Below are 18065 nucleotides of genomic sequence, written 5' to 3' on the forward strand. Positions count from 1 at the left end.
TGCTGTGCAAGGCTGACGCGCCCCGACCCACCCCCTCAGGAGCGCTTCGCCATGAGCACCGTCAACGGGCTGCCGGCCCATGTCCTGCTGGTCCACATCGTCGTCGTCCTGGTCCCGCTGACCGCCCTCGCCCTGGTGGCCGCCGCGCTGTGGCCGCGGGCCGCCCGGCGGCTGGGCGTACTGCTGCCGGGGCTCGCCCTGGTCGCCCTGGTCAGCGTGCCGCTGACGACCCAGGCCGGCGAGTGGCTGGAGCGGCACGTGACCGAGGACACCCTGGTCCGCAGGCACACCGAACTGGGCGACGGTCTGCTGCCGTGGGCCCTGGGTCTGTTCGTACTGGCCACGGTGGTGTGGTGGGCGACGCGACGCACCGGTCAGGAGCAGGCCCCCGGCAAGGGCGCCCGCTGGTCGGCCCTCCCGGTGCGGATCGTGGTGGGCGTGCTGTCGGTGGCCGTGGCGGCCGGCGCGGTCGTCGACGTCTACCGCATAGGCGACTCGGGCGCGAAGGCCGCGTGGCACGACGCGTACCAGAAGACGGCACAGGGCAACTGAGGCGGGCGGGGTGGGACCCCGGGGGGGAAACGCTTACCAGAGCTTGCAGTGCCTCCTCCAGCCTTCGGCCGGGGGACCCCCAGCGCCCACCCGTGCCGCCCAGCGGCACGACGGCCCGCAGCTATGCAGAGGACGCGACTGCAGCGCCCCGTAAGGGGCGCGGGGAACTGCGCGACCAGCCACGACGCACCCGCACACGGCCCGCACCGCCACCCCCCTCGGCGGGCCGCCGCGCAAGCACCCTCCCCCTGTCAGCCCGCGGCGGCGAAATGCCCGGCCACCAGCCTGCGCACCGCATCCAGCTCCCCCGCGATCAACGCCTCCAGCAACGCCGCATGCTCCGCGGCGTCCGCCATCAACGCCGCCCGAGCCCCGCGCAACGGCAGAGCCCTCCGGTGCAGGTCCTCCGCGATCTGGACCAGCTGCTCGTTGCCCGCAAGGGCCAGCACCGCCCGGTGGAAGGCCCGGTCGGCCTCGGCGTAGGTCGCCCGGCAGCCGGTCGCCGCGGCCCGCACCGACTCCTCGGCGAGCGGCCGCAACGCGGCCCACCGCTCGGCGGGTACGCTGCGCGCCAGCCGCAGCAGCACCGGTACCTCGATCAGCGCCCGTACCTCGGCCAGTTCCGCGAGCTCGCGGGCGCCCCGTTCGACGACGCGGAACCCGCGGTTGGGCACGACCTCGACCGCGCCCTCCTGCGCCAGCTGCTGCATCGCCTCGCGGACCGGTGTCGCGGAGACCCCGAACCGCTCCCCCAGCGCCGGTGCCGAGTACACCTCGCCCGGCGCCAGCTCCCCGCTGACCAGTGCGGTACGCAGCGCGTCGAGGATCTGCCCGCGCACGGACGCGCGCTGCACGGCGGGCCTGGGCTGCGGGATCGGCCGCTCGCTGTGCGTGTGCTCACCCCGGGCGGCCGGCGGGCCGGCGGGGAAACCCGGCGCCTCCGCCTCCCGTGCCGACTCCTCGGACCGCGACTGCGCCGGCACCCTGGCCGTCCCGGCGGGAGCCGGGTGCGCGCGCTGGTTCACAGGTCCTCCTCCGGCTCGCCGGCACTTGGGTCATTAACGGCGGGTTGTTACTTGTCCGTCAAGCACCTTAGGCGCACAAGGCGCTGGTTCAAATTTTCGAACTGGTGGGTAAGGTAAGGCTTACTTATCTGAGTGTCGGCCCGCACCCGATCGGTGGTAACCCATGCCCTCCCCCGTCTCCGCCGCCTACGCGCGCCTCACCGAGGCCTGCCCGGACCTGGCGGTCACGGAGCTGGGCCCCGGCGAACCGGCACCCCGGGGCGGCGGCTGGGTCGGCGCCGCCGAGCTGGCGGCAGGCGGCCCCGGCCTGGACACCTTCCTGGCCTGGGACGAGGACCAGATCCTGCGGGACGAGGGGAAGCCGGCCCGCCCCGACGTGGTCGCCACCTTCGGCCTGCACCGCTACGGCTGGGCCGCCTGCCTGCTGATCACCCTCCCCTGGTTCCTGGAGCGCCGGGTCCCCCGCCTCCCCGCGGCCGCGGTGTCGTACGACCGCACGGCGGGCCGGATGGCCGTACGGGTCGGTTCCTTCGCCTGCCTCCCGGGCGACCCGGCGGCGGCGCTGCCCGGCGCGGTCGTGGTGGCCGGCGAGGAGGCGCTGCGGGCCGAGGTGCGGGCGGCCGTCGCCGAGCACCTGGAGCCGGTCCTCGCCGGCTTCGGGCCGCGGATGCGGCGGCGCGGGCGCGCGCTGTGGGGGATGGCGACGGACGAGGTCGTCGAGGGGCTCTGGTACGTCGGCGGGCTGCTCGGGGAGGAGGCACGGGCCGTACGCGAACTCGAACAGCTGCTCCCGGGCGCGACCAGGCCGTACGTCGGCGCGGCCGCCTTCCGGGTGCTGCCGGGACCGGCCGGGGAGCCGTTGCCCACCCGGGACCGGGCGAGCTGCTGCATGTACTACACACTGCGCCCCGAAGACACCTGCGCCACCTGCCCGCGCACCTGCGACGACGAACGGATCGCCAAACTCACTGCGGCCGCGGCGGCCTGAGGACCCCTCAGGCCCCGTAAGGCCCACCCCACGGGACTCGGCACCCGCCGGCATCCACTAAGATCTCCGGTGGCAAGACCACCCCTGCGCGGACAGGAAATTCACAATTTCCTCACTTGCCGCAGGAACTTTCCGAGGAACCACCCGTATGGGTAGTCTTACTCGAACTCAACTCCCGCCCCTCACGCGGCAGTTCGAGCAGAATGCCGTCCTGGGGCATCCCCTTGCACTTCCTTGGCGGCCTCTTGCCCCGAAACCCCCTGAGGGCCAGTGGGATTGGGCCACTATGGCGGGCGATACGCCCTATCCCAATGCAAGGGACCCCTAGATGAGACTGACCGACATATCGCTGAACTGGCTGCTTCCCGGCGCCGTACTGCTCCTGGGCATGCTGGTCGCGGTGGCGGTGCTTGCGCGCTCCAAGCGGTCCGGCGGGGAGCACGCGAAGGACGATTCGTGGGAGCGCAGCGAGGAGCGCCGCCGGCGCAAGGAGGCCATATACGCCACCGCCTCCTACGTCCTGCTGTTCTGCTGTGCGGCGGTCGCCGCCGCGCTCTCCTTCCACGGGCTGGTCGGCTTCGGCCAGCAGAACCTCAACCTGTCCGGCGGCTGGGAGTACCTGGTGCCGTTCGGCCTGGACGGCGCGGCGATGTTCTGCTCCGTCCTCGCGGTGCGTGAGGCCAGCCACGGTGACGCGGCGCTCGGTTCCCGGATTCTGGTGTGGACGTTCGCGGGCGCCTCTGCCTGGTTCAACTGGGTGCACGCGCCGAGGGGCGGCGGCCACGACGGTGCTCCGCAGTTCTTCTCCGGCATGTCGCTCTCGGCGGCCGTGCTCTTCGACCGCGCGCTGAAGCAGACCCGCCGGGCCGCGCTCCGCGAGCAGGGTCTGGTGCCGCGCCCGCTCCCCCAGATCCGTATCGTGCGCTGGCTGCGCGCTCCCGTCGAGACCTACCGGGCCTGGTCGCTGATGCTCCTGGAGGGTGTGCGCAGCCTGGACGAGGCGGTCGAGGAGGTGCGCGACGACAAGCGGCAGAAGGAGGAGAACAGACTGCGCCGCCGCGAGCAGCACCGTCTGGAGAAGGCTCAGCTCAAGGCCATAAGCCGGGGCCACCGGGGATTCGTCGGACGCGTCGGCAGGCAGGACGAGGTGCACCAGGTGGAGCGCGCCTCCCAGCCCACTGCGGAGCCTGCCATAGCGGCGCCGGAGCAGCTGCCCGTACGCCAGCGGCCCTCCCTTCAGCCCGTCCGCAAAGGGTCTGACCCGATCACGGTCGACCTGACCGCGGAGGACGACACAATGGCGCTGCCGCGCCTCGACTCCCTGGAGCGCAAGCTCAAGGACCTCGAGCAGCAGTTCGGCTGACCGCCTGCTGCTGCCGCACAGCACCTCGGGACGGGGGCGTGACCATGACGGTCACGCCCCCGTCCCGTCGGTACCGGGCGCCGACTAGGCGGCCTCCGCGTCCAGTTCGAACCAGACGGACTTGCCGACCTCGTGCGCCTGGACGCCCCATGCGTCGGCGAAGGCGTCGACCAGGACGAGGCCCCGGCCGTGCGTGCCGTCGTCGGAGTCGGTGTCCGGGGCGCACATCCGCGGCCTGCGGGCCACGAAGTCCCGTACCTCCACCCGTAGTTGGCTCTGCTCCACGACGGCCGTCAGCACTGCCTCCCGGTCGGTGTGGACGAGCGCGTTGGTGACGAGTTCGCTGGTGAGCAGTTCCGCTATCTCGGAGCGGCCGGGCCGCCCCCAGTGCCGCAGCAGCTCGCGCAGTTCCCTGCGCGCCTCGGGCACCGCCCGCAGGTCCGACCGTCCCAGCCGGCGCCTGAACTGCGACGGGTTTCCCCGTTCCGTCGTGTCGGTCTCTTCCCCCGCCGTCTGCGCCGAGGAGGCCCCGATGGCCACGGGACCGCCCCCTCGTGCCTGACTGTTCATGACCCCCGCCCGCACGCTGTTTGCCGGTTCCCCTCCTGATCGAACACGTTCACGGGGATCCATGCCCGCTCGGGCACGGGCCAGTCATGTCACGCCGATGACGACCGGGTGTTCGGCCATGTCCCGGGCCCGCTCCGGCAGGTACGTCGCCGCCAGGACCGTCCCGTACGCGCCAAGGGTGCCGCGGACCCGGCGTGATTCAGCCCCGTATCCAACCCCCCGAGCTGTTTCACGCGGTCCGCGGCACCGGCGAACCTGGCCGAAACCTGTCCTTCCGGCTACTTGCTCCCGAGGCCCTTGGTGCCGATGTTGACGATCTTGTGGGTGTCACGGGTCATGTCGACGACCAGCTTCGAGGTGGTGTTGCGGCTCCAGGTGAGCGTGATGACGGCCTCCGTGTACTTTCCGGTGCCGTTGTCCGTGACCTTCCACTTGAGCGGGGTGTTCTGGGCCCGCAGCACCCCGTCCGCGTGCTCGCGGTTCTCCCAGGCCTTCAGCTTCTTCAGGTAGGTCGGGGCGATGTAGTAGGCACGCAGCGCGGTGGGCAGGTTGCCGCTGCCGTCCGGGTCGCTCTCGGCGTCGATGTAGGCGCCGTAGAAGTCGGCGATGCGGGTGATGTTGTCGGACGGACTGCCGCTGACGGTGCGCGGTGCGCCCGCCGAGGCCTGGGCGGTGGCGCCGAGCCCGAGGGCCACGGCGAGGACGCCGGCGGTGAGGACGGCGCGGCTCTTGCTGCTCATGTCTGTTCCCCGTTTTCTGTGTCTTGGTGTCTTGCTGTCTTGGCCTTGGTGTCTTGCGTCTTGCGTCTTGCGTCTTGCGTCTTGCGTCTTGCGTCTTGCGTCTTGCGTCTGGGGCCGCCCTCCCCTCCCCCGAGGGAGAGGGCGGCCCCGGCCTTCAGGTCGGTCAGTGCAGCTTGTTCACGGCCGTGGTGGTGGTCCTCTTGAAGGCCTTCACGGGCGCGTCCACGAAGCCGCCGAGCTGCCCCCAGTCCACGACGGTGACGGTGCGCCCCTCCCGGCCGATGGAGATCAGCCGGATGTCACTGGCGCCCCAGGCGGTCACGGTGCGCAGGGCGTAGACATGGGCGCCGTCCCCGACCGGGAGGGTGCCGTGGTCCTGGAACGTGGCCCGGATCTGCGGGTCCGCCATCTCGATCCGGTCCGCGCAGGACACGATGTCCTCGTCGAGCTTCGCGAACCGGCCCTTCGCCAGGCGGACGCTGGGCAGCACGGCGCTGACCTGACGGGCGCTCGTGTCGAGGTCGGTCCGGAACTTCCGGTACCAGGAGTCCTGGCCGCCGCCGAGCCCGACGCCGATGCAGATGTCCTGCTTGACCTCCTCCGGAATGCCGGCGGTGACCTTGCCGGCCGTCCAGGACGTGCCGGCCCGCGGCGGCAGGTCGGCCGCCCTGAGGAAGCCGGGCGCCTTGGGTGCGGCCGCCGCGGGAGCGGCGAGCGCGGTGCCGGCGACGAGTGCGGCGCCGGCGAGTGCGGTGAGCGCGCCTGCTCGGGTGCGCTTGGGCATGGGTGTTCCCCCGTGGGTCGGTGCATGGGTGTGGGATGCCGCCGACGGCGCCGGATGGTCGGTCCGGCCCTGGTCGGTGCGACACCAGAAGCATCGGCCGTCACCTCGGCGAACGGCAACGGCCACCGCCGGTTTCGCCGGCCTGGAACCATCCCAGCCCTGCTGACGTGCAGGTATATGAGTGCCTGGGATACGGACGAGCGGGGGAAGGTGCCGGTGCGCGACGACGTCGAGGAGTTCGCGGCACTGCTGCGGCAGTTGAAGGACCGTACGGACCGGAGCTACGGCTCCCTGGCCCGCCGCCTGAACATGAACACCTCCACCCTGCACCGCTACTGCGCGGGCGAGGCGGTCCCGCTGGACTTCGCACCGGTGGAACGCCTGGCCGCGTTCTGCGGGGCGACACCGCGGGAACGGCTCGAACTCCACGAGCGCTGGCTGCGCGCGGTGGCGGCCCGCCAGCGACCACGCGGCGCGGAGCCGACGGACCCCGCGGAGAACACAGAAAGCACGGAGCCGACGGAGCCCGCAGAGAGCACGAAGTCCGGGCCGACGGGCACCCGTACCTCCGAATCCGTGCAGCCCCCGCAAGCCGCCGCGGAGCCCTTGACGGAAGCGGCCCCGGAAGAAGCCCCGGAAGCGGAGGCGGCCCCCGTGGCCCGGCCCTGGTACCGACGGCGTCGCACGCTGGTCGCCTCGGCCGTGGCCACCGTGCTGCTGGCGACGCTGGGCACCCTGGCCGCCCTCCCGGACGACCGGCAGGCCGCGGGCGCCGCGGCCCGGGACCCCGCCTCCGCCGGCACGACCGCCGCCGGTGACGCCGAGCGCCGCGGCAGCGGCACCACCGGCCCGGCGCCGAACTCCGCCACCCCGTCACCCTCGTCCCCCTCTTCGTCCCCGTCCTCGGCCCCGTCACCGTCCGCGTCGGACGGTGCGAAGGCCTCCTCCCCCGCCGGCGGCACGCCCGGCACCCCGGCCCCGGCCGGCGCCCCCCTCACCTGGACCGCGAACTCGCAGCTGTGGGAGCTGGGCTGCGACCACGACTACGTCATCGACAAGCAGCCGGCCCAGGTCCCGCCGCCGCCCGCCCCGCAGGACGCCGGCACCTGGGCGGCCACCCAGAACGCGGTGCACGGCGGCAACACGATCGTGGACGTCTCCGTGCAGGGCCGTTCGTCCACCGCGGTCGTCCTGGAGGCGCTGCGGGTGCGCGTCGTCGGCCGTACGACTCCCGCGCCCGGCGTCGCCTACTCCATGGCCGACGGCTGCGGCGGCGGGCTCACCCCGCGGTACTTCGACGTGAACCTGGACAAGGACCGCCCCATCGCCCGCCCGGTGGCCGGTGAGGGCCCCGACGGGAAGACCGTCTCGACCATGCACCTGCCCTACCGGGTCTCCGCGACCGACCCCGAGGTGCTGCGCGTCAAGGCGAGCACAGCGGGCTGCGACTGCCGCTGGTACCTCGAACTCGACTGGTCGTCACAGGGCCGCAGCGGCACGGTCCGGATCGACGACCACGGCCGGCCGTTCCGCACCAGCTCCATCAAGGGCCTGCCGCACTACTGGTACGGCTTCGTGGACGGCGTCCGCCAGTGGGTGCCGACCACCGGCTGACTCACGGCCGCGGCACGTTGCGCAGGTTGGAGCGGGCCATCTGGACCATCCGGCCCACGCCGCCGTCGAGGACCATCTTGGACGCGGACAGCGCGAACCCGGTGACCATCTCGGCCTTGATCTTCGGCGGGATGGACAGCGCGTTGGGGTCGGTGACCACGTCGACCAGGGCAGGACCCTTGTGTTTGAAGGCGTCCTTGAGCGCGCCGGCGAGCTGCTTCGGCTTCTCGACCCGCACCCCGTAGGCGCCGCAGGCCCGGGCGACGGCGGCGAAGTCGGGGTTGGTGTTGCCGGTGCCGTACGCGGGCAGCCCCGCGACCAGCATCTCCAGCTCGACCATGCTCAGCGCGGAGTTGTTGAACAGGACCACCTTCACCGGCAGGTCGTACTGGACCAGAGTGAGGAAGTCGCCCATCAGCATGGCGAATCCGCCGTCCCCGGACATCGACACGACCTGCCGCCGCCGGTCGGTGAACTGAGCGCCGATCGCCATCGGCAGCGCGTTGGCCATCGAGCCGTGCGAGAAGGAACCGATGACCCGGCGGCGGCCGTTGGGCGAGAGGTAGCGGGCGGCCCACACGTTGCACATGCCGGTGTCGACGGTGAACACCGCGTCGTCGTCGGCGAGTTCGTCGAGGACGGAGGCCACGTACTCCGGGTGGATCGGGACGTGCTTCTCGACCTTCCGGGTGTACGCCTTCACCACCCCCTCCAGCGCGTCCGCGTGCTTCTTCAGCATCCGGTCGAGGAACCGCCGGTTCTCCTTGGCCCGCACCCGCGGCACCAGACAGCGCAGCGTCTCGCGCACGTCGCCCCACACCGCGAGGTCCAGGCGGGAGCGGCGGCCAAGCACCTCGGGGCGCACGTCGACCTGGACGATCTGCACGTCATCGGGGAGGAAGGCGTTGTACGGGAAGTCGGTGCCGAGCAGGATCAGCAGGTCGCACTCGTGGGTGGCCTCGTAGGCGGCGCCGTAGCCGAGCAGCCCGCTCATGCCGACGTCGTAGGGGTTGTCGTACTGGATCCACTCCTTGCCGCGCAGGGCGTGCCCGACCGGGGACTTGATCTTCCCGGCCAGCTCCATGACCTCCGTGTGGGCGCCCGCCGTGCCGCTGCCGCAGAACAGGGTCACCTTGTCGGCCGCGTCGATCATCGCGACCAGTTTGTCGAGTTCGGCGTCGCCGGGGCGGACGGTGGGGCGGGAGGTGACGATGGCCGCCGAGGCGGACTGCTCCGGGGCGGGCTGGTCGGCGATGTCACCGGGCAGGCTCACCACGCTGACCCCGCTGCGGCCGACCGCGTGCTGGATGGCGGTCTGGAGCAGCCGGGGCATCTGCTTCGGGCTGGAGATCAGTTCGCTGTAGTGGCTGCACTCCTGGAAGAGCCGGTCGGGGTGGGTCTCCTGGAAGTAGCCGAGGCCGATCTCGCTGGACGGGATGTGGGAGGCGAGGGCGAGGACCGGGGCCATCGAGCGGTGGGCGTCGTAGAGGCCGTTGATGAGGTGCAGGTTGCCCGGGCCGCAGGAGCCGGCGCAGGCCGCCAGGGTGCCGGTGATCTGGGCCTCGGCGCCGGCCGCGAAGGCGGCGGTCTCCTCGTGGCGGACGTGGATCCAGTCGATGGCGGAGTTGCGGCGGACGGCGTCCACGACCGGGTTGAGGCTGTCGCCGACGACGCCGTAGAGGCGGCGCACGCCGGCGCGGACGAGGATGTCGACGAACTGTTCGGCGACGTTCTGCTTGGCCATGGCGTTCGGGCACCCTTCGGCTGCGCGGATCTCCGGCTCCCCCGCGATGCCCTTCCATGTATCCACACAGGCCGCGCTCACGCCTCCCAGACGGCCGCCGCCGTACGGTCGTCGGCGTACCCCTTGACCCGGACCTGGACGTCCGCGAGGAACGCGGCGAGGCCCGGCGGGGTGCGGCCTGACCAGCGTCGGGCCAGGTAGGCGCAGAGGGCGGGCTCGCCGCGCAGCGGGTCGGCGAGGCCGCCCGTGCACATCACGAGGGCGTCACCCGGGCGGGCTACCGAGGCCCGGAACAGGAACGGGTCGCGGGGCGGTTCGGGGGCCGGCTCGTAGGGGCTCGGCGGGGTCGGGATGCCGAGGTCCATGGTGAGCCGGTCGCCGGCCGGGGTCTCGGAGGGCAGCGAGCCGAAGCCGAGCACGGGTTCACCGGCGGTGTCCGTGTCGACGCGCGGTTCGATGTCCTGCCACTCACCGCCCCGCAGCCGGAACAGGCCGCCCTCGCCGACCCCGAAGAAGACCCGGGTACGGCACTGGGGGTGGGCGGGCAGCAGGAGGCAGCGCAGGCTGGCCGCGTACTCCTCGGGGGCGATGCCCTGTTCGGCGGCGCTGGCGCGGAGCTTGCCGAGGCTGCGGTCGGTGAGCCGGTGCAGCCCGGACTTGAGGTCGCCGCGGCGGGCCGCCTGGATGTCCTCGGTGAGCCGCTGGTGGCTGCGGCCCACGGCCCGGGCGATCCACTCGCACAGCTCGGCGGCGGCCCGGTGCGCGCCGGGGGTGGCCCGGGCGCCGGTGGCCATCGCGACCAGGACCAGGGCCTGGTCGCCGGCCCCGAACCGGGCGGTGAGCAGGGCGTCGCGGCGCGGTTCGCCCCGGTACCGGGCGGAGTCACCGCGCTGCGAGACGGCCCGCAGCGTGCAGGCGCCGTACCGGGCGCCGTCCAGGACGGTGTCGGAGACCAGGTCGTCGAGTTCGTCGGGGTCGGCGGCGGGCAGGGCGGTGGGCTCGGCGTCGTAGGTGGGCGGTCCGGAGCCGACGTAGTCCACGGAGGAGGCCGAGGCGGCGGCCGGGACGTCCAGGGCGGCCGATGCGTCCGGGGTCTCTTGTACGGCATGGGCGGCCGGGGTGTCCTGGGCGGCATAGGCGCCCGGCGTGTCCTGTACGCCATAGGCGCCCGGGGTCTCCTGTACGGCATAGGCGGCCGGGGTGTCCTGGGCCGCATCCGCGGGCGGGCCGGACAGGTCGGTCCTGGTGGCGGGGTGGAGGTCCGCCGGCTCGTCGTCCGCCGCGGGCGGCTCCTGGTCCTCCACGTCCCAGGGCCAGGTCTGCGCGGCGGCCCCGGTGCCCTCGGCGGGGGCGGCGGGGGCGGCGGGTGCCCGCTGGGCCGGCACCGTCGGCGCCGGCGGCTCGTCGCCCGGTTCCGCGGTGACGCCCCGCCGTCCCCCCACCGTCTTCTTCGCCGAGGCGAAGCGGTCGTCCAGGGAATCGGGTGCGGCCGTGGGTCCGGTGTCCTCGGTGGAGTCGTCGTACAACTGCCCCCACCAGTCGTCGTCGTGACGGGTGGGCCTACCCCCTGGCTGGCTCATGCCCCTAATTGTCCACCGCGGGGGCCGGATGAAAACGGGGCATCAGGAAAATCCCGCACCCGACCCCCTCTCGAACGGCGTGGCGAGGGACATCCCGAACACCCGTGCCAGGAAAGGGAATCGCCGACACGCGCGGGACGGACGGCACGCGGGGCACGGAAGAGGCGCGCCGGACAGGGGTGGCCGGAGTGGCGGGAGTGCCGGAACTGACACGTGTGAGTCGCCGGGTGGTCCCACCCCCCACGGGAGAACCACCCGGCGACACCGGAGTGACCGGCCCCAGATCCCCTACGCGTACGCGCGTCGTGGGGCCGGTCACCGTTCGCACGGCCGAACGCCACGACGCCGGCCGGAAGGCCAGATTGTGACGGGTCTTCCTGGTGGTCAGCTGTGAATGGCGCATCGGTCACCGTGCGAAGGTGCTGCGGTGACGTGATCTTGGCAGAGTGACCCGCGGTACGGCGATGATGTCTCGCGGCGGGTTTGCGCCGTGGCCGGTTCCCGCCATGCCACCGGACTTCGAGGGAGGGACACGGGCCGATGCTGGCAGCGCTCGGGCTGGACGAACGGGACGAGTCGGCGTACCGGGCGCTGGTGTCCGCGGGCGCCGCCGACGTACCGGGCCTGGCACGGCGTCTGACGCTGGCGGAGCAGGACACCGAGCGCGCACTGCGCCGGCTGGAGCGGCACGGGCTCGCGGCCCGGTCCCCCGGCCGGCCGGACCGCTGGGTGGCGGCGCCGCCCGGGGTCGCGCTGGGCGCCCTGCTCACCCAGCAGCGGCACGAACTGGAGAAGGCGGAGCTGACGGCGGCGCTGCTCGCGGAGGAGTACCGGGCGGCGGCCGCCGAGCCCGCGGTGCACGACCTGGTGGAGGTGGTGACCGGCGCCCCGGCCGTCGCCCGGCGGTTCCGCCAGCTCCAGCTGGGCGCCGTGGACGAGGTGTGCGCGCTGGTCACGGACAAGCCGGTGGCCGTCACCGGGACGCAGAACGAGGCGGAGGAACAGGCCGCGGACCGGGGCGTGCGCTACCGGGTGGTGGTGGAGCGGTCGGCGCTCGGCCTGCCGGACGCCGTCCCGGAACTGACGGCCGCGCTCGGCCGGGACGAGCAGGTGCGGGTGGCGGAGCGGGTGCCGACGAAACTGGTCGTCGCCGACCGCGCCCTTGCGCTGGTCCCGCTCACCTCGCAGGCCGCGGAGCCCGCCGCCCTGGTGGTGCACGCCAGCGGCCTGCTGGAACTTCTGTGCGGCCTGTTCGAGTCGGTGTGGCGGGAGGCGCTGCCGCTGCGGCTCGGCGCGACCGGGGTGGTCGAGGAGGAGCCGGACGGTCCCGACGCCACCGACCTGGAGGTGCTGTCGCTCCTGCTGGCGGGCCTCACCGACGCCAGCGTCGCCAAGCAGCTGGACGTGGGCCTGCGGACCGTGCAGCGCCGGGTGCGGCGGCTGATGGAGCTGGCCGGCGTGTCGACCCGCATGCAACTGGGCTGGCACGCGTACGAGCGGGGCTGGGTGACCCGGAACTGACCTGCGCGCCCGCCCGCCGTCCGGCACTCTGGGCAGATGGGAGCAGGGGAACTCCTGCTGGTCGGCCTGGTGCTGGCGCTCGGCCTGTGCGGGGTGCTGGTGCCCGGGGTGCCGGGGACGGGGCTGGTGTGGGCCGCGGTGCTGTGGTGGGCGCTGTACGACCCGCGCCCGGTGGCCTGGACGGTCCTGGTGGGGGCGACCCTGGTGCTGCTGGTGGCGCTGGTGGTCCGCTGGGTCCTGCCACCGCGCCGGCTCCGGGCGAGCGGTGCCACCCCCCGGATGGGCGTGTACGCCGGTACCGGCGCCGTCCTCGGTTTCGTCCTCATCCCCGTGCTCGGTGCGATCCCCGGTTTCATGGCCGGGATCTACCTGCACGAACGCCTCCGGCTCGGCCGCCGTGCCGAGGCGTGGGCCGCCCTGCGCACCGCGATGGACGCGGGCGGCTCCAGCGTGCTGGCCGAGCTGTTCGCCTGCCTGCTCGTCGCGGCCGGCTGGCTGACCGCGGTGGTCTGGGCCGGCTGAGCGTTCAGAGCAGGTCGGCGAGCTGGACGGCGTCGGCGAGGGCGCGGGTGCCGGTGTCGTTGAAGTGCAGGTGGTCGCCGGGGTCGTAGGCGGGCCGGATACGGCCCGGCTGCTGCGGATCCCGTACGACGGCGTCGAAGTCGACGTACGCGTCGAAGACGTGTCCGGTGCGGATCAGCGCGTTCACCCGCCGGCGCACGGCCTCCCGGGCCGCGGTGTAGGCGCTGTACCCCTCGTACGGGGTGAGGGTCGCGCCGACCACCCGGATCCCCCGCTCGTGGGCGCGGGCCACGATGGTCCGGTAGGCCCGCACGAGGTCGGCGGGGTCCGTGACCTCCGGGGTGCCCTTGATGTCGTTGATGCCTTCGAGGAGGACCAGGGTGCGGACCCCGCTCCGGTCGAGCCCGTCGGCGTCCAGGCGGTTGAGGGCCGCCGGTCCCCCGGTGCTGTCGAGCAGGAGCCGGTTGCCGGAGATGCCGGCGTTGAGGACGCCGACCCGGAAGGACCGCAGCCGCTCCGCGAGCCGGTCGGGCCAGCGGTGGTTGGCGTCCATGCTGGTGCCGTTGCCGTCGGTGAGGGAGTCGCCGAAGGCGACCACGGTGCCGCGGGTCACGGCCCGCACGTCGACGCCGGTGACGTAGTACCAGTGGCCGGTGGTGCGGGTGTAGGCGCCCCCGTCCTCGTCGTCGGCCCGCCCGGTGCCGTCCTCGGCGAGGTAGCTGGTCTGCAGGGCGACCCGGTGGTAGGTGGCGGGCCCGGAGTCGCCGGGGGTCTCGACGCTGACCAGCAGGTCGGCGCCGGCCTGCACGGCGAGCGGCACCGGGTCACTGACCAGGTCCCGTCCCACGGGTACGACGGCGGTGCCGGCGCCCGCGAAGGTGGCGGCGCGCATCGAGCCGGGTACGGCGGCCGGGCCGCTGCCCTGCCGCAGGGCGACGGTGACGGCCCCGAGCCGGAGCGGGGCGCCGCCCAGCCGGTTGCTGACCCGCACCCGGACCTCGCCGCCGCCGACGCTCAGGTGAACGACGTTGCGGTACGCGGCGCCGGGCACCGCCGGTTCGGTACCGGAGGGCGCGGCCTCCCAGCTCCCGGCCCAGAGCGGGGGCTCGGGGTCGGCCCCGGCCTGCCCGCTCACCCCCATCACCGACAACAACGCCACGACGAGCACGCGCCCGACCTTGCCCATCCACACCTGCCCTTCCGAGGCCCACTGGAGGGGAAGGTGACATACGGGCGGTGCCCTGAACAGCGACTCGACCAGGAGACCACCCGGGTGGCGGAGCGTGGGGAGGGGGCCGACGGAGGTGGGGACGGTGCCTGTTCGTCGTCTGTCCGGGTGGGTGAGTGGGAGCGGAGGGGTGGTGACGGTGCGTTCCGGGGTGCGGGTGCGTGGGGGCTGATCGCGCAGTTCCTCCCCCAGCCTTCGGCCGGGGGGACCCCCAGCGCCCCTGACGGGGCGCTGCACAGCTGTGTTCCACATAACTGCGGGCAGGCGTGCCGCAGGGCGGCACGGGTGGGCGCAGGGGCACCCGGCAAGCGCCGGTAAGCGTCCCCACCCCCGCGCCGGCGTCAGTGCCTCGTAGCTCCTCCGCCCACCAGCAGGTGCCGGACGGCGTACGAGCGCCAGGGTCGCCACTCGTCCGGGGCGTCGAGGCCGGGCGGGGCTACGTCGGGGTCGGCGAGGGCGCGGACGCGGATGGTGGCGACGGTCACCGGGTCCATCCCCGGCAGGGCCCGCAGCGCCGACTCCGCCTCGTCCCGGTCGGCGCCCGGATCCAGCCGCAGCGTCCCGTCGGCCAGCGCCGCGGCCAGCGCGCCGAGGCTGCCGTCGGGCTCCGCCGCGGCGAGCACCGCGGGCTCCGGGAACAGGTAGGTGGGGCCGCCGGACCGAGCGTCCAGTGCCCTGCCGTACCGCCGGACCAGCCGCTCGGCGCCCGCGGTACCGACGAGGGCCCGTACGGCGGCCTCGGCCGGGTCGGCGGCGCCGGGTGACCGCAGCCCCGGCCGGGCGGCGACCAGCGGGGCGAGCCGCGGGTCCTCGGCGAGCCGCTCGTCGACGGCGTACGGATCGGCGTCGAGGTCGAACAGCCGGCGCAGCCGCTGCACGGCGGTGGTGAGGTCGCGCGGGTCGGTGAGGCGCAGCCGGGCTTCGAGCCAGCCGCCGGGGTGGGCGCCGAGGCCCGTACCGGACGCGCGCGTCGTGCCGGTCCGTTCGTCGACGGCGACGACCGCATGGCCGTACGGCAGTCGCAGGGTACGGCGGTAGGTGCGCGTGCCGGGGGCGCCCGTCACTTCCTCCACGCCGGGAACGGCCTCGTGTTCAAGGAGGTCGAAGACGGGGCCGGCCTGGTACGGGCCGCGGTGGGCGAGCCGCAGCGGGATGCCGGCGGCCGGGGAGCCGCGCCGGGCGCCGCGACCGCCGGGCGCGGCCTCGCGCAGCCCGCTCGGGGTGGTGGCGTAGACGGCGCGGACGGTGTCGTTGAACTGCCGCACGCTGGCGAAACCGCTCGCGAACGCGATCTCCGTGATGGGCAGTTCGGTGGTCTGCAGCAGCGTGCGCGCGGTGTGCGCACGCTGGGCGCGGGCGAGGGCGACGGGGCCGGCCCCCAGTTCCGCGGTGAGCTGCCGCTGCACCTGGCGTGCGCTGTAGCCGAGCCGGTCGGCGAGCCCGCCGACGCCCTCCCGGTCCACCACTCCGTCGCCGATCAGCCGTACGGCCCGGCCGACGACGTCGGCCCGGACGTTCCACTCGGCGGAGCCGGGTACCGCGTCCGGGCGGCACCGGCGGCAGGCCCGGAACCCGGAGCCCTGCGCGGCGGCCGCGGTGGGGAAGAAACGGACGTTGCGCCGCTTCGGGGTGACGGCGGGGCAGCTGGGCCGGCAGTAGATGCCGGTGGTCTCGACGGCGAAGAAGAACGCGCCGTCGAACCGGGCGTCCCGGCTGCGGACCGCCTCGTACCTGGTGTCCTCGTCCATCACGGTTCAAGTGTGGGCGAGGGGAGGAGGGCTGGCTGGCGGAAATCGGACATGGGGTCGGCGCCCCGTGAGCGGAGCGCCTCGCCAAGGGTGTGGCGGCCCCGCTAACGCCACCGTCCCCGCTTCGCCTCCATCGCCGCCTTCCCGACCGCGCCCCGCTTCTTCCAGTCCTTCTTCATCTCGGACCTGAGCCGGGCGTCCGTCTTCGCGACGATCCACTGGTTCTCCCGCATCAGCTTGCGGTAGCTCTCCAGCCGGCGCACGGGCAGTTCCCCGGTCTCCACCGCGAGGCGCACCGCGCAACCCGGTTCGCTCTCGTGTCCGCAGTCGGAGAACCGGCAGTCGCCGGCCAGTTCCTCGATCTCCGCGAACACCTGCCCGACCCCGGTCTCGGCGTCGAACAACCCCACGCCCCGCAGGCCGGGCGTGTCGATCAGCACGCCCCCGGCCGGGAGTGCGAGGAGGTTGCGGGTGGTGGTGGTGTGGCGGCCCTTGCCGTCGACGTCCCGGGCGGCGCGGACGTCCATCACGTCCTCCCCGAGGAGCGCGTTGGCGAGGGTGGACTTGCCGGCGCCGGACTGGCCGAGCAGGACGGACGTGCCGGAGCCGACGAGGGCGACGAGCAGGTCCAGGCCGTCGCCCGCGTGCGCGCTGACCGTCAGGACCGGCACGCCCGGGGCGGTCGTCTCCACGTCCTGCACGAGGTGCGCGAGGGTGACGGGGTCCGGGACCAGGTCGGCCTTGGTGAGGACCACGACCGGCTGCGCCCCGGACTCCCAGGCCAGCGCCAGGAACCGTTCGACGCGGCCGAGGTCGAGTTCGACGGCGAGGGACACCGCGACGATCGCGTGGTCGACGTTGGCGGCGAGGATCTGCCCCTCGGACCGCTTGGAGGAGGTGGAGCGCACGAAGGCGGTGCGACGCGGCAGATACGCGCGTACGTAGCGGGGGTTGCCGCCGGGTTCCACGGCGACCCAGTCGCCGGTGCACACGACGCGCATCGGATCGTGCGGGGTGACGAACGCGGTGTCGGCGCGCAGCGGCCCGCCGGCGGTGACGACGTCGCACTGCCCGCGGTCGACGCGGACGACGCGCCCGGCGAGCAGGCCTTCGGCGTCGTAGGGGGCGAACTCCTTCGCCCAGGTCTCGTCCCAGCCGTAGGGAGCGAGCGCGGAGAAAACAGCGGAGCTGGAAGTCAAGGGTGACCCTTCACAGGGCGGCCCCGGGATGTCGAGAGGTCAGCCGGTGGCCGCGGAGGTGGAGTGGATGAACTTCTGGTCGCGGGCAGCGCCCATCGCAACGACAGCCATCGGTCAACACCTCCCTGATCGAACCTGATCGGACCCGGTCACTTGCGGCACCCCCGAGGGGCAGCCGCTCTGACGTCACCGACCTTAGAAGCCGCACGCACCGCGCCGCCACCGAATTACGGCTCGCGGCACGGCGACTTTCCTGGTGGCCGGGCAGAGTCCGAGCAACACCGATCCGCCGTCGGCCGCGATGCTGGCGTGGCTGGTCGCCCAGGTCGGCGTGAGTCTCCTCGCCGCGCCACCGCTGCGCCGGCTGCTGGACCGCGAGCGGGTGTGGCGGGCGGTCCGCCCCGTGGGCGCGGCCGGCATGACGCTGTACCTGTGGCACATGCTGCCGGTCCTGGTCGTCGCCGCCGCGTTCTACCTGACCGGCCTCGCGCCCGAGCCGGCGCGAGGGTCCGCCGCCTGGTGGGCGCTGCGCGTGCCCTGGCTGCTGGTGCTCGGCGCCGTCCTGGCCGGTGTCGTCAGCTCGCTCCGGCCGCTGGAGCGCGGGCTGGGTGGGCTGTACGAGCGGACCGTCCCGGGCGCCGGTCTGCGCGGTGCCTGGCCGCTGTGGGCCGGACTGGCCATGGCCGTCGCCGCCCTGGCCCGCTTCGCCGTGCGGGGCTTCGCGCCCGACGGGCGGTACCCCGTACTGCCCGCCGTGGGCCTGGCGCTGGGCACGGTGCTGGTGACGCTTGCGCGGTGGACGGCCGCGGAGCGCCTCGAACGGCCGGAGGCCGCGCGCGCTCCGGACCGGGTCTGAGGACTGTGCTACGGTTGTGTGGAGTTGCAGT

At 73.7% G+C, this 18065-nt stretch carries 16 protein-coding genes; 7 read left to right on the plus strand and 9 right to left on the minus strand.

Annotation, left to right across the window (positions count from 1 at the left end; all coding sequences use genetic code 11):
* Window positions 1–51: 51 nt before the first annotated feature.
* On the plus strand, window positions 52–552 hold the full coding sequence (locus ACFY0K_RS22515) for a DUF2231 domain-containing protein (RefSeq protein WP_352358847.1): 501 nt from the start codon (window positions 52–54) through the stop codon (window positions 550–552).
* A 251-nt stretch (window positions 553–803) separates the two neighbouring features.
* Here the strand turns inward: ACFY0K_RS22515 and ACFY0K_RS22520 are convergent, their stop codons facing one another.
* Window positions 804–1577 (minus strand): GntR family transcriptional regulator, encoded by a 774-nt coding sequence (locus ACFY0K_RS22520; protein ID WP_390641325.1) that lies wholly within the window; start codon window positions 1575–1577, stop codon window positions 804–806.
* A gap of 163 nt (window positions 1578–1740) precedes the next feature.
* Between ACFY0K_RS22520 and ACFY0K_RS22525 the strand changes: the two genes are divergently transcribed.
* Entirely contained in the window at window positions 1741–2565 is an 825-nt protein-coding gene (locus ACFY0K_RS22525; RefSeq protein ID WP_390641326.1) for a (2Fe-2S)-binding protein, read from the plus strand.
* Between the two features lie 328 nt (window positions 2566–2893).
* Window positions 2894–3928 carry a DUF2637 domain-containing protein gene (locus tag ACFY0K_RS22530; protein ID WP_352358841.1) on the plus strand — a complete coding sequence of 345 codons (1035 nt, stop codon included), beginning with the start codon at window positions 2894–2896 and terminating at the stop codon, window positions 3926–3928.
* Between the two features lie 84 nt (window positions 3929–4012).
* On the opposite strand, the gene ACFY0K_RS22535 is transcribed toward ACFY0K_RS22530, so the two are convergent.
* The 3 genes from ACFY0K_RS22535 to ACFY0K_RS22545 form a co-directional block, all read right to left on the minus strand.
* Window positions 4013–4468 (minus strand): ATP-binding protein, encoded by a 456-nt coding sequence (locus ACFY0K_RS22535; RefSeq protein WP_390641327.1) that lies wholly within the window; start codon window positions 4466–4468, stop codon window positions 4013–4015.
* Between the two features lie 308 nt (window positions 4469–4776).
* Window positions 4777–5238: a hypothetical protein gene (locus ACFY0K_RS22540; protein ID WP_390641328.1), complete on the minus strand. Its 462-nt coding sequence runs from the start codon at window positions 5236–5238 to the stop codon at window positions 4777–4779.
* Between the two features lie 163 nt (window positions 5239–5401).
* Window positions 5402–6022 carry a hypothetical protein gene (locus tag ACFY0K_RS22545; RefSeq protein WP_390641329.1) on the minus strand — a complete coding sequence of 207 codons (621 nt, stop codon included), beginning with the start codon at window positions 6020–6022 and terminating at the stop codon, window positions 5402–5404.
* A gap of 177 nt (window positions 6023–6199) precedes the next feature.
* On the opposite strand from ACFY0K_RS22545, the gene ACFY0K_RS22550 reads away from it, so the two are divergent.
* Complete coding sequence (locus ACFY0K_RS22550; protein ID WP_390641330.1) at window positions 6200–7636, plus strand: helix-turn-helix domain-containing protein; 1437 nt, start codon at window positions 6200–6202, stop codon at window positions 7634–7636.
* Window position 7637: 1 nt separating this feature from the next.
* On the opposite strand, the gene ACFY0K_RS22555 is transcribed toward ACFY0K_RS22550, so the two are convergent.
* Both ACFY0K_RS22555 and ACFY0K_RS22560 read right to left on the minus strand, forming a co-directional pair.
* Complete coding sequence (locus ACFY0K_RS22555) at window positions 7638–9380, minus strand: pyruvate dehydrogenase (protein ID WP_351958604.1); 1743 nt, start codon at window positions 9378–9380, stop codon at window positions 7638–7640.
* A 77-nt stretch (window positions 9381–9457) separates the two neighbouring features.
* On the minus strand, window positions 9458–10960 hold the full coding sequence (locus ACFY0K_RS22560) for a protein phosphatase 2C domain-containing protein (RefSeq protein ID WP_390641331.1): 1503 nt from the start codon (window positions 10958–10960) through the stop codon (window positions 9458–9460).
* 540 nt (window positions 10961–11500) lie between these two features.
* Between ACFY0K_RS22560 and ACFY0K_RS22565 the strand changes: the two genes are divergently transcribed.
* Entirely contained in the window at window positions 11501–12481 is a 981-nt protein-coding gene (locus ACFY0K_RS22565) for a helix-turn-helix domain-containing protein (protein WP_390641332.1), read from the plus strand.
* Between the two features lie 36 nt (window positions 12482–12517).
* Window positions 12518–13003 (plus strand): DUF456 domain-containing protein, encoded by a 486-nt coding sequence (locus ACFY0K_RS22570; RefSeq protein WP_390641333.1) that lies wholly within the window; start codon window positions 12518–12520, stop codon window positions 13001–13003.
* A 4-nt stretch (window positions 13004–13007) separates the two neighbouring features.
* On the opposite strand, the gene ACFY0K_RS22575 is transcribed toward ACFY0K_RS22570, so the two are convergent.
* The 3 genes from ACFY0K_RS22575 to rsgA form a co-directional block, all read right to left on the minus strand.
* Window positions 13008–14189 carry an SGNH/GDSL hydrolase family protein gene (locus ACFY0K_RS22575; protein ID WP_390641334.1) on the minus strand — a complete coding sequence of 394 codons (1182 nt, stop codon included), beginning with the start codon at window positions 14187–14189 and terminating at the stop codon, window positions 13008–13010.
* A gap of 383 nt (window positions 14190–14572) precedes the next feature.
* Window positions 14573–15979 (minus strand): DNA-3-methyladenine glycosylase 2 family protein, encoded by a 1407-nt coding sequence (locus ACFY0K_RS22580; protein WP_390641393.1) that lies wholly within the window; start codon window positions 15977–15979, stop codon window positions 14573–14575.
* Between the two features lie 104 nt (window positions 15980–16083).
* Window positions 16084–17178: a ribosome small subunit-dependent GTPase A gene (gene rsgA / locus ACFY0K_RS22585; protein ID WP_390641335.1), complete on the minus strand. Its 1095-nt coding sequence runs from the start codon at window positions 17176–17178 to the stop codon at window positions 16084–16086.
* Between the two features lie 256 nt (window positions 17179–17434).
* Between rsgA and ACFY0K_RS22590 the strand changes: the two genes are divergently transcribed.
* The gene (locus ACFY0K_RS22590) at window positions 17435–18034 is read left to right on the plus strand and encodes a hypothetical protein (RefSeq protein WP_390641336.1); all 600 of its coding nucleotides are present in this window, start codon (window positions 17435–17437) and stop codon (window positions 18032–18034) included.
* Window positions 18035–18065 lie beyond the last annotated feature (31 nt).

This window comes from Streptomyces sp. NPDC001507 (genome assembly GCF_042894765.1).
Lineage (GTDB): Bacteria > Actinomycetota > Actinomycetes > Streptomycetales > Streptomycetaceae > Streptomyces.

Excerpts from the sequence above, each read along its gene's own strand:
- ACFY0K_RS22515 (WP_352358847.1), top strand. The coding sequence starts at position 52 with ATGAGCACCGTCAACGGGCTGCCGGCCCATGTCCTGCTGGTCCACATC.
- ACFY0K_RS22525 (WP_390641326.1), top strand. The coding sequence starts at position 1,741 with ATGCCCTCCCCCGTCTCCGCCGCCTACGCGCGCCTCACCGAGGCCTGC.
- ACFY0K_RS22530 (WP_352358841.1), top strand. The coding sequence starts at position 2,894 with ATGAGACTGACCGACATATCGCTGAACTGGCTGCTTCCCGGCGCCGTA.
- ACFY0K_RS22540 (WP_390641328.1), bottom strand. The coding sequence starts at position 5,238 with ATGAGCAGCAAGAGCCGCGCCGTCCTCACCGCCGGCGTCCTCGCCGTG.
- ACFY0K_RS22545 (WP_390641329.1), bottom strand. The coding sequence starts at position 6,022 with ATGCCCAAGCGCACCCGAGCAGGCGCGCTCACCGCACTCGCCGGCGCC.
- ACFY0K_RS22550 (WP_390641330.1), top strand. The coding sequence starts at position 6,200 with ATGAGTGCCTGGGATACGGACGAGCGGGGGAAGGTGCCGGTGCGCGAC.
- ACFY0K_RS22555 (WP_351958604.1), bottom strand. The coding sequence starts at position 9,380 with ATGGCCAAGCAGAACGTCGCCGAACAGTTCGTCGACATCCTCGTCCGC.
- ACFY0K_RS22560 (WP_390641331.1), bottom strand. The coding sequence starts at position 10,960 with ATGAGCCAGCCAGGGGGTAGGCCCACCCGTCACGACGACGACTGGTGG.
- ACFY0K_RS22565 (WP_390641332.1), top strand. The coding sequence starts at position 11,501 with ATGCTGGCAGCGCTCGGGCTGGACGAACGGGACGAGTCGGCGTACCGG.
- ACFY0K_RS22570 (WP_390641333.1), top strand. The coding sequence starts at position 12,518 with ATGGGAGCAGGGGAACTCCTGCTGGTCGGCCTGGTGCTGGCGCTCGGC.
- ACFY0K_RS22575 (WP_390641334.1), bottom strand. The coding sequence starts at position 14,189 with ATGGGCAAGGTCGGGCGCGTGCTCGTCGTGGCGTTGTTGTCGGTGATG.
- ACFY0K_RS22580 (WP_390641393.1), bottom strand. The coding sequence starts at position 15,979 with ATGGACGAGGACACCAGGTACGAGGCGGTCCGCAGCCGGGACGCCCGG.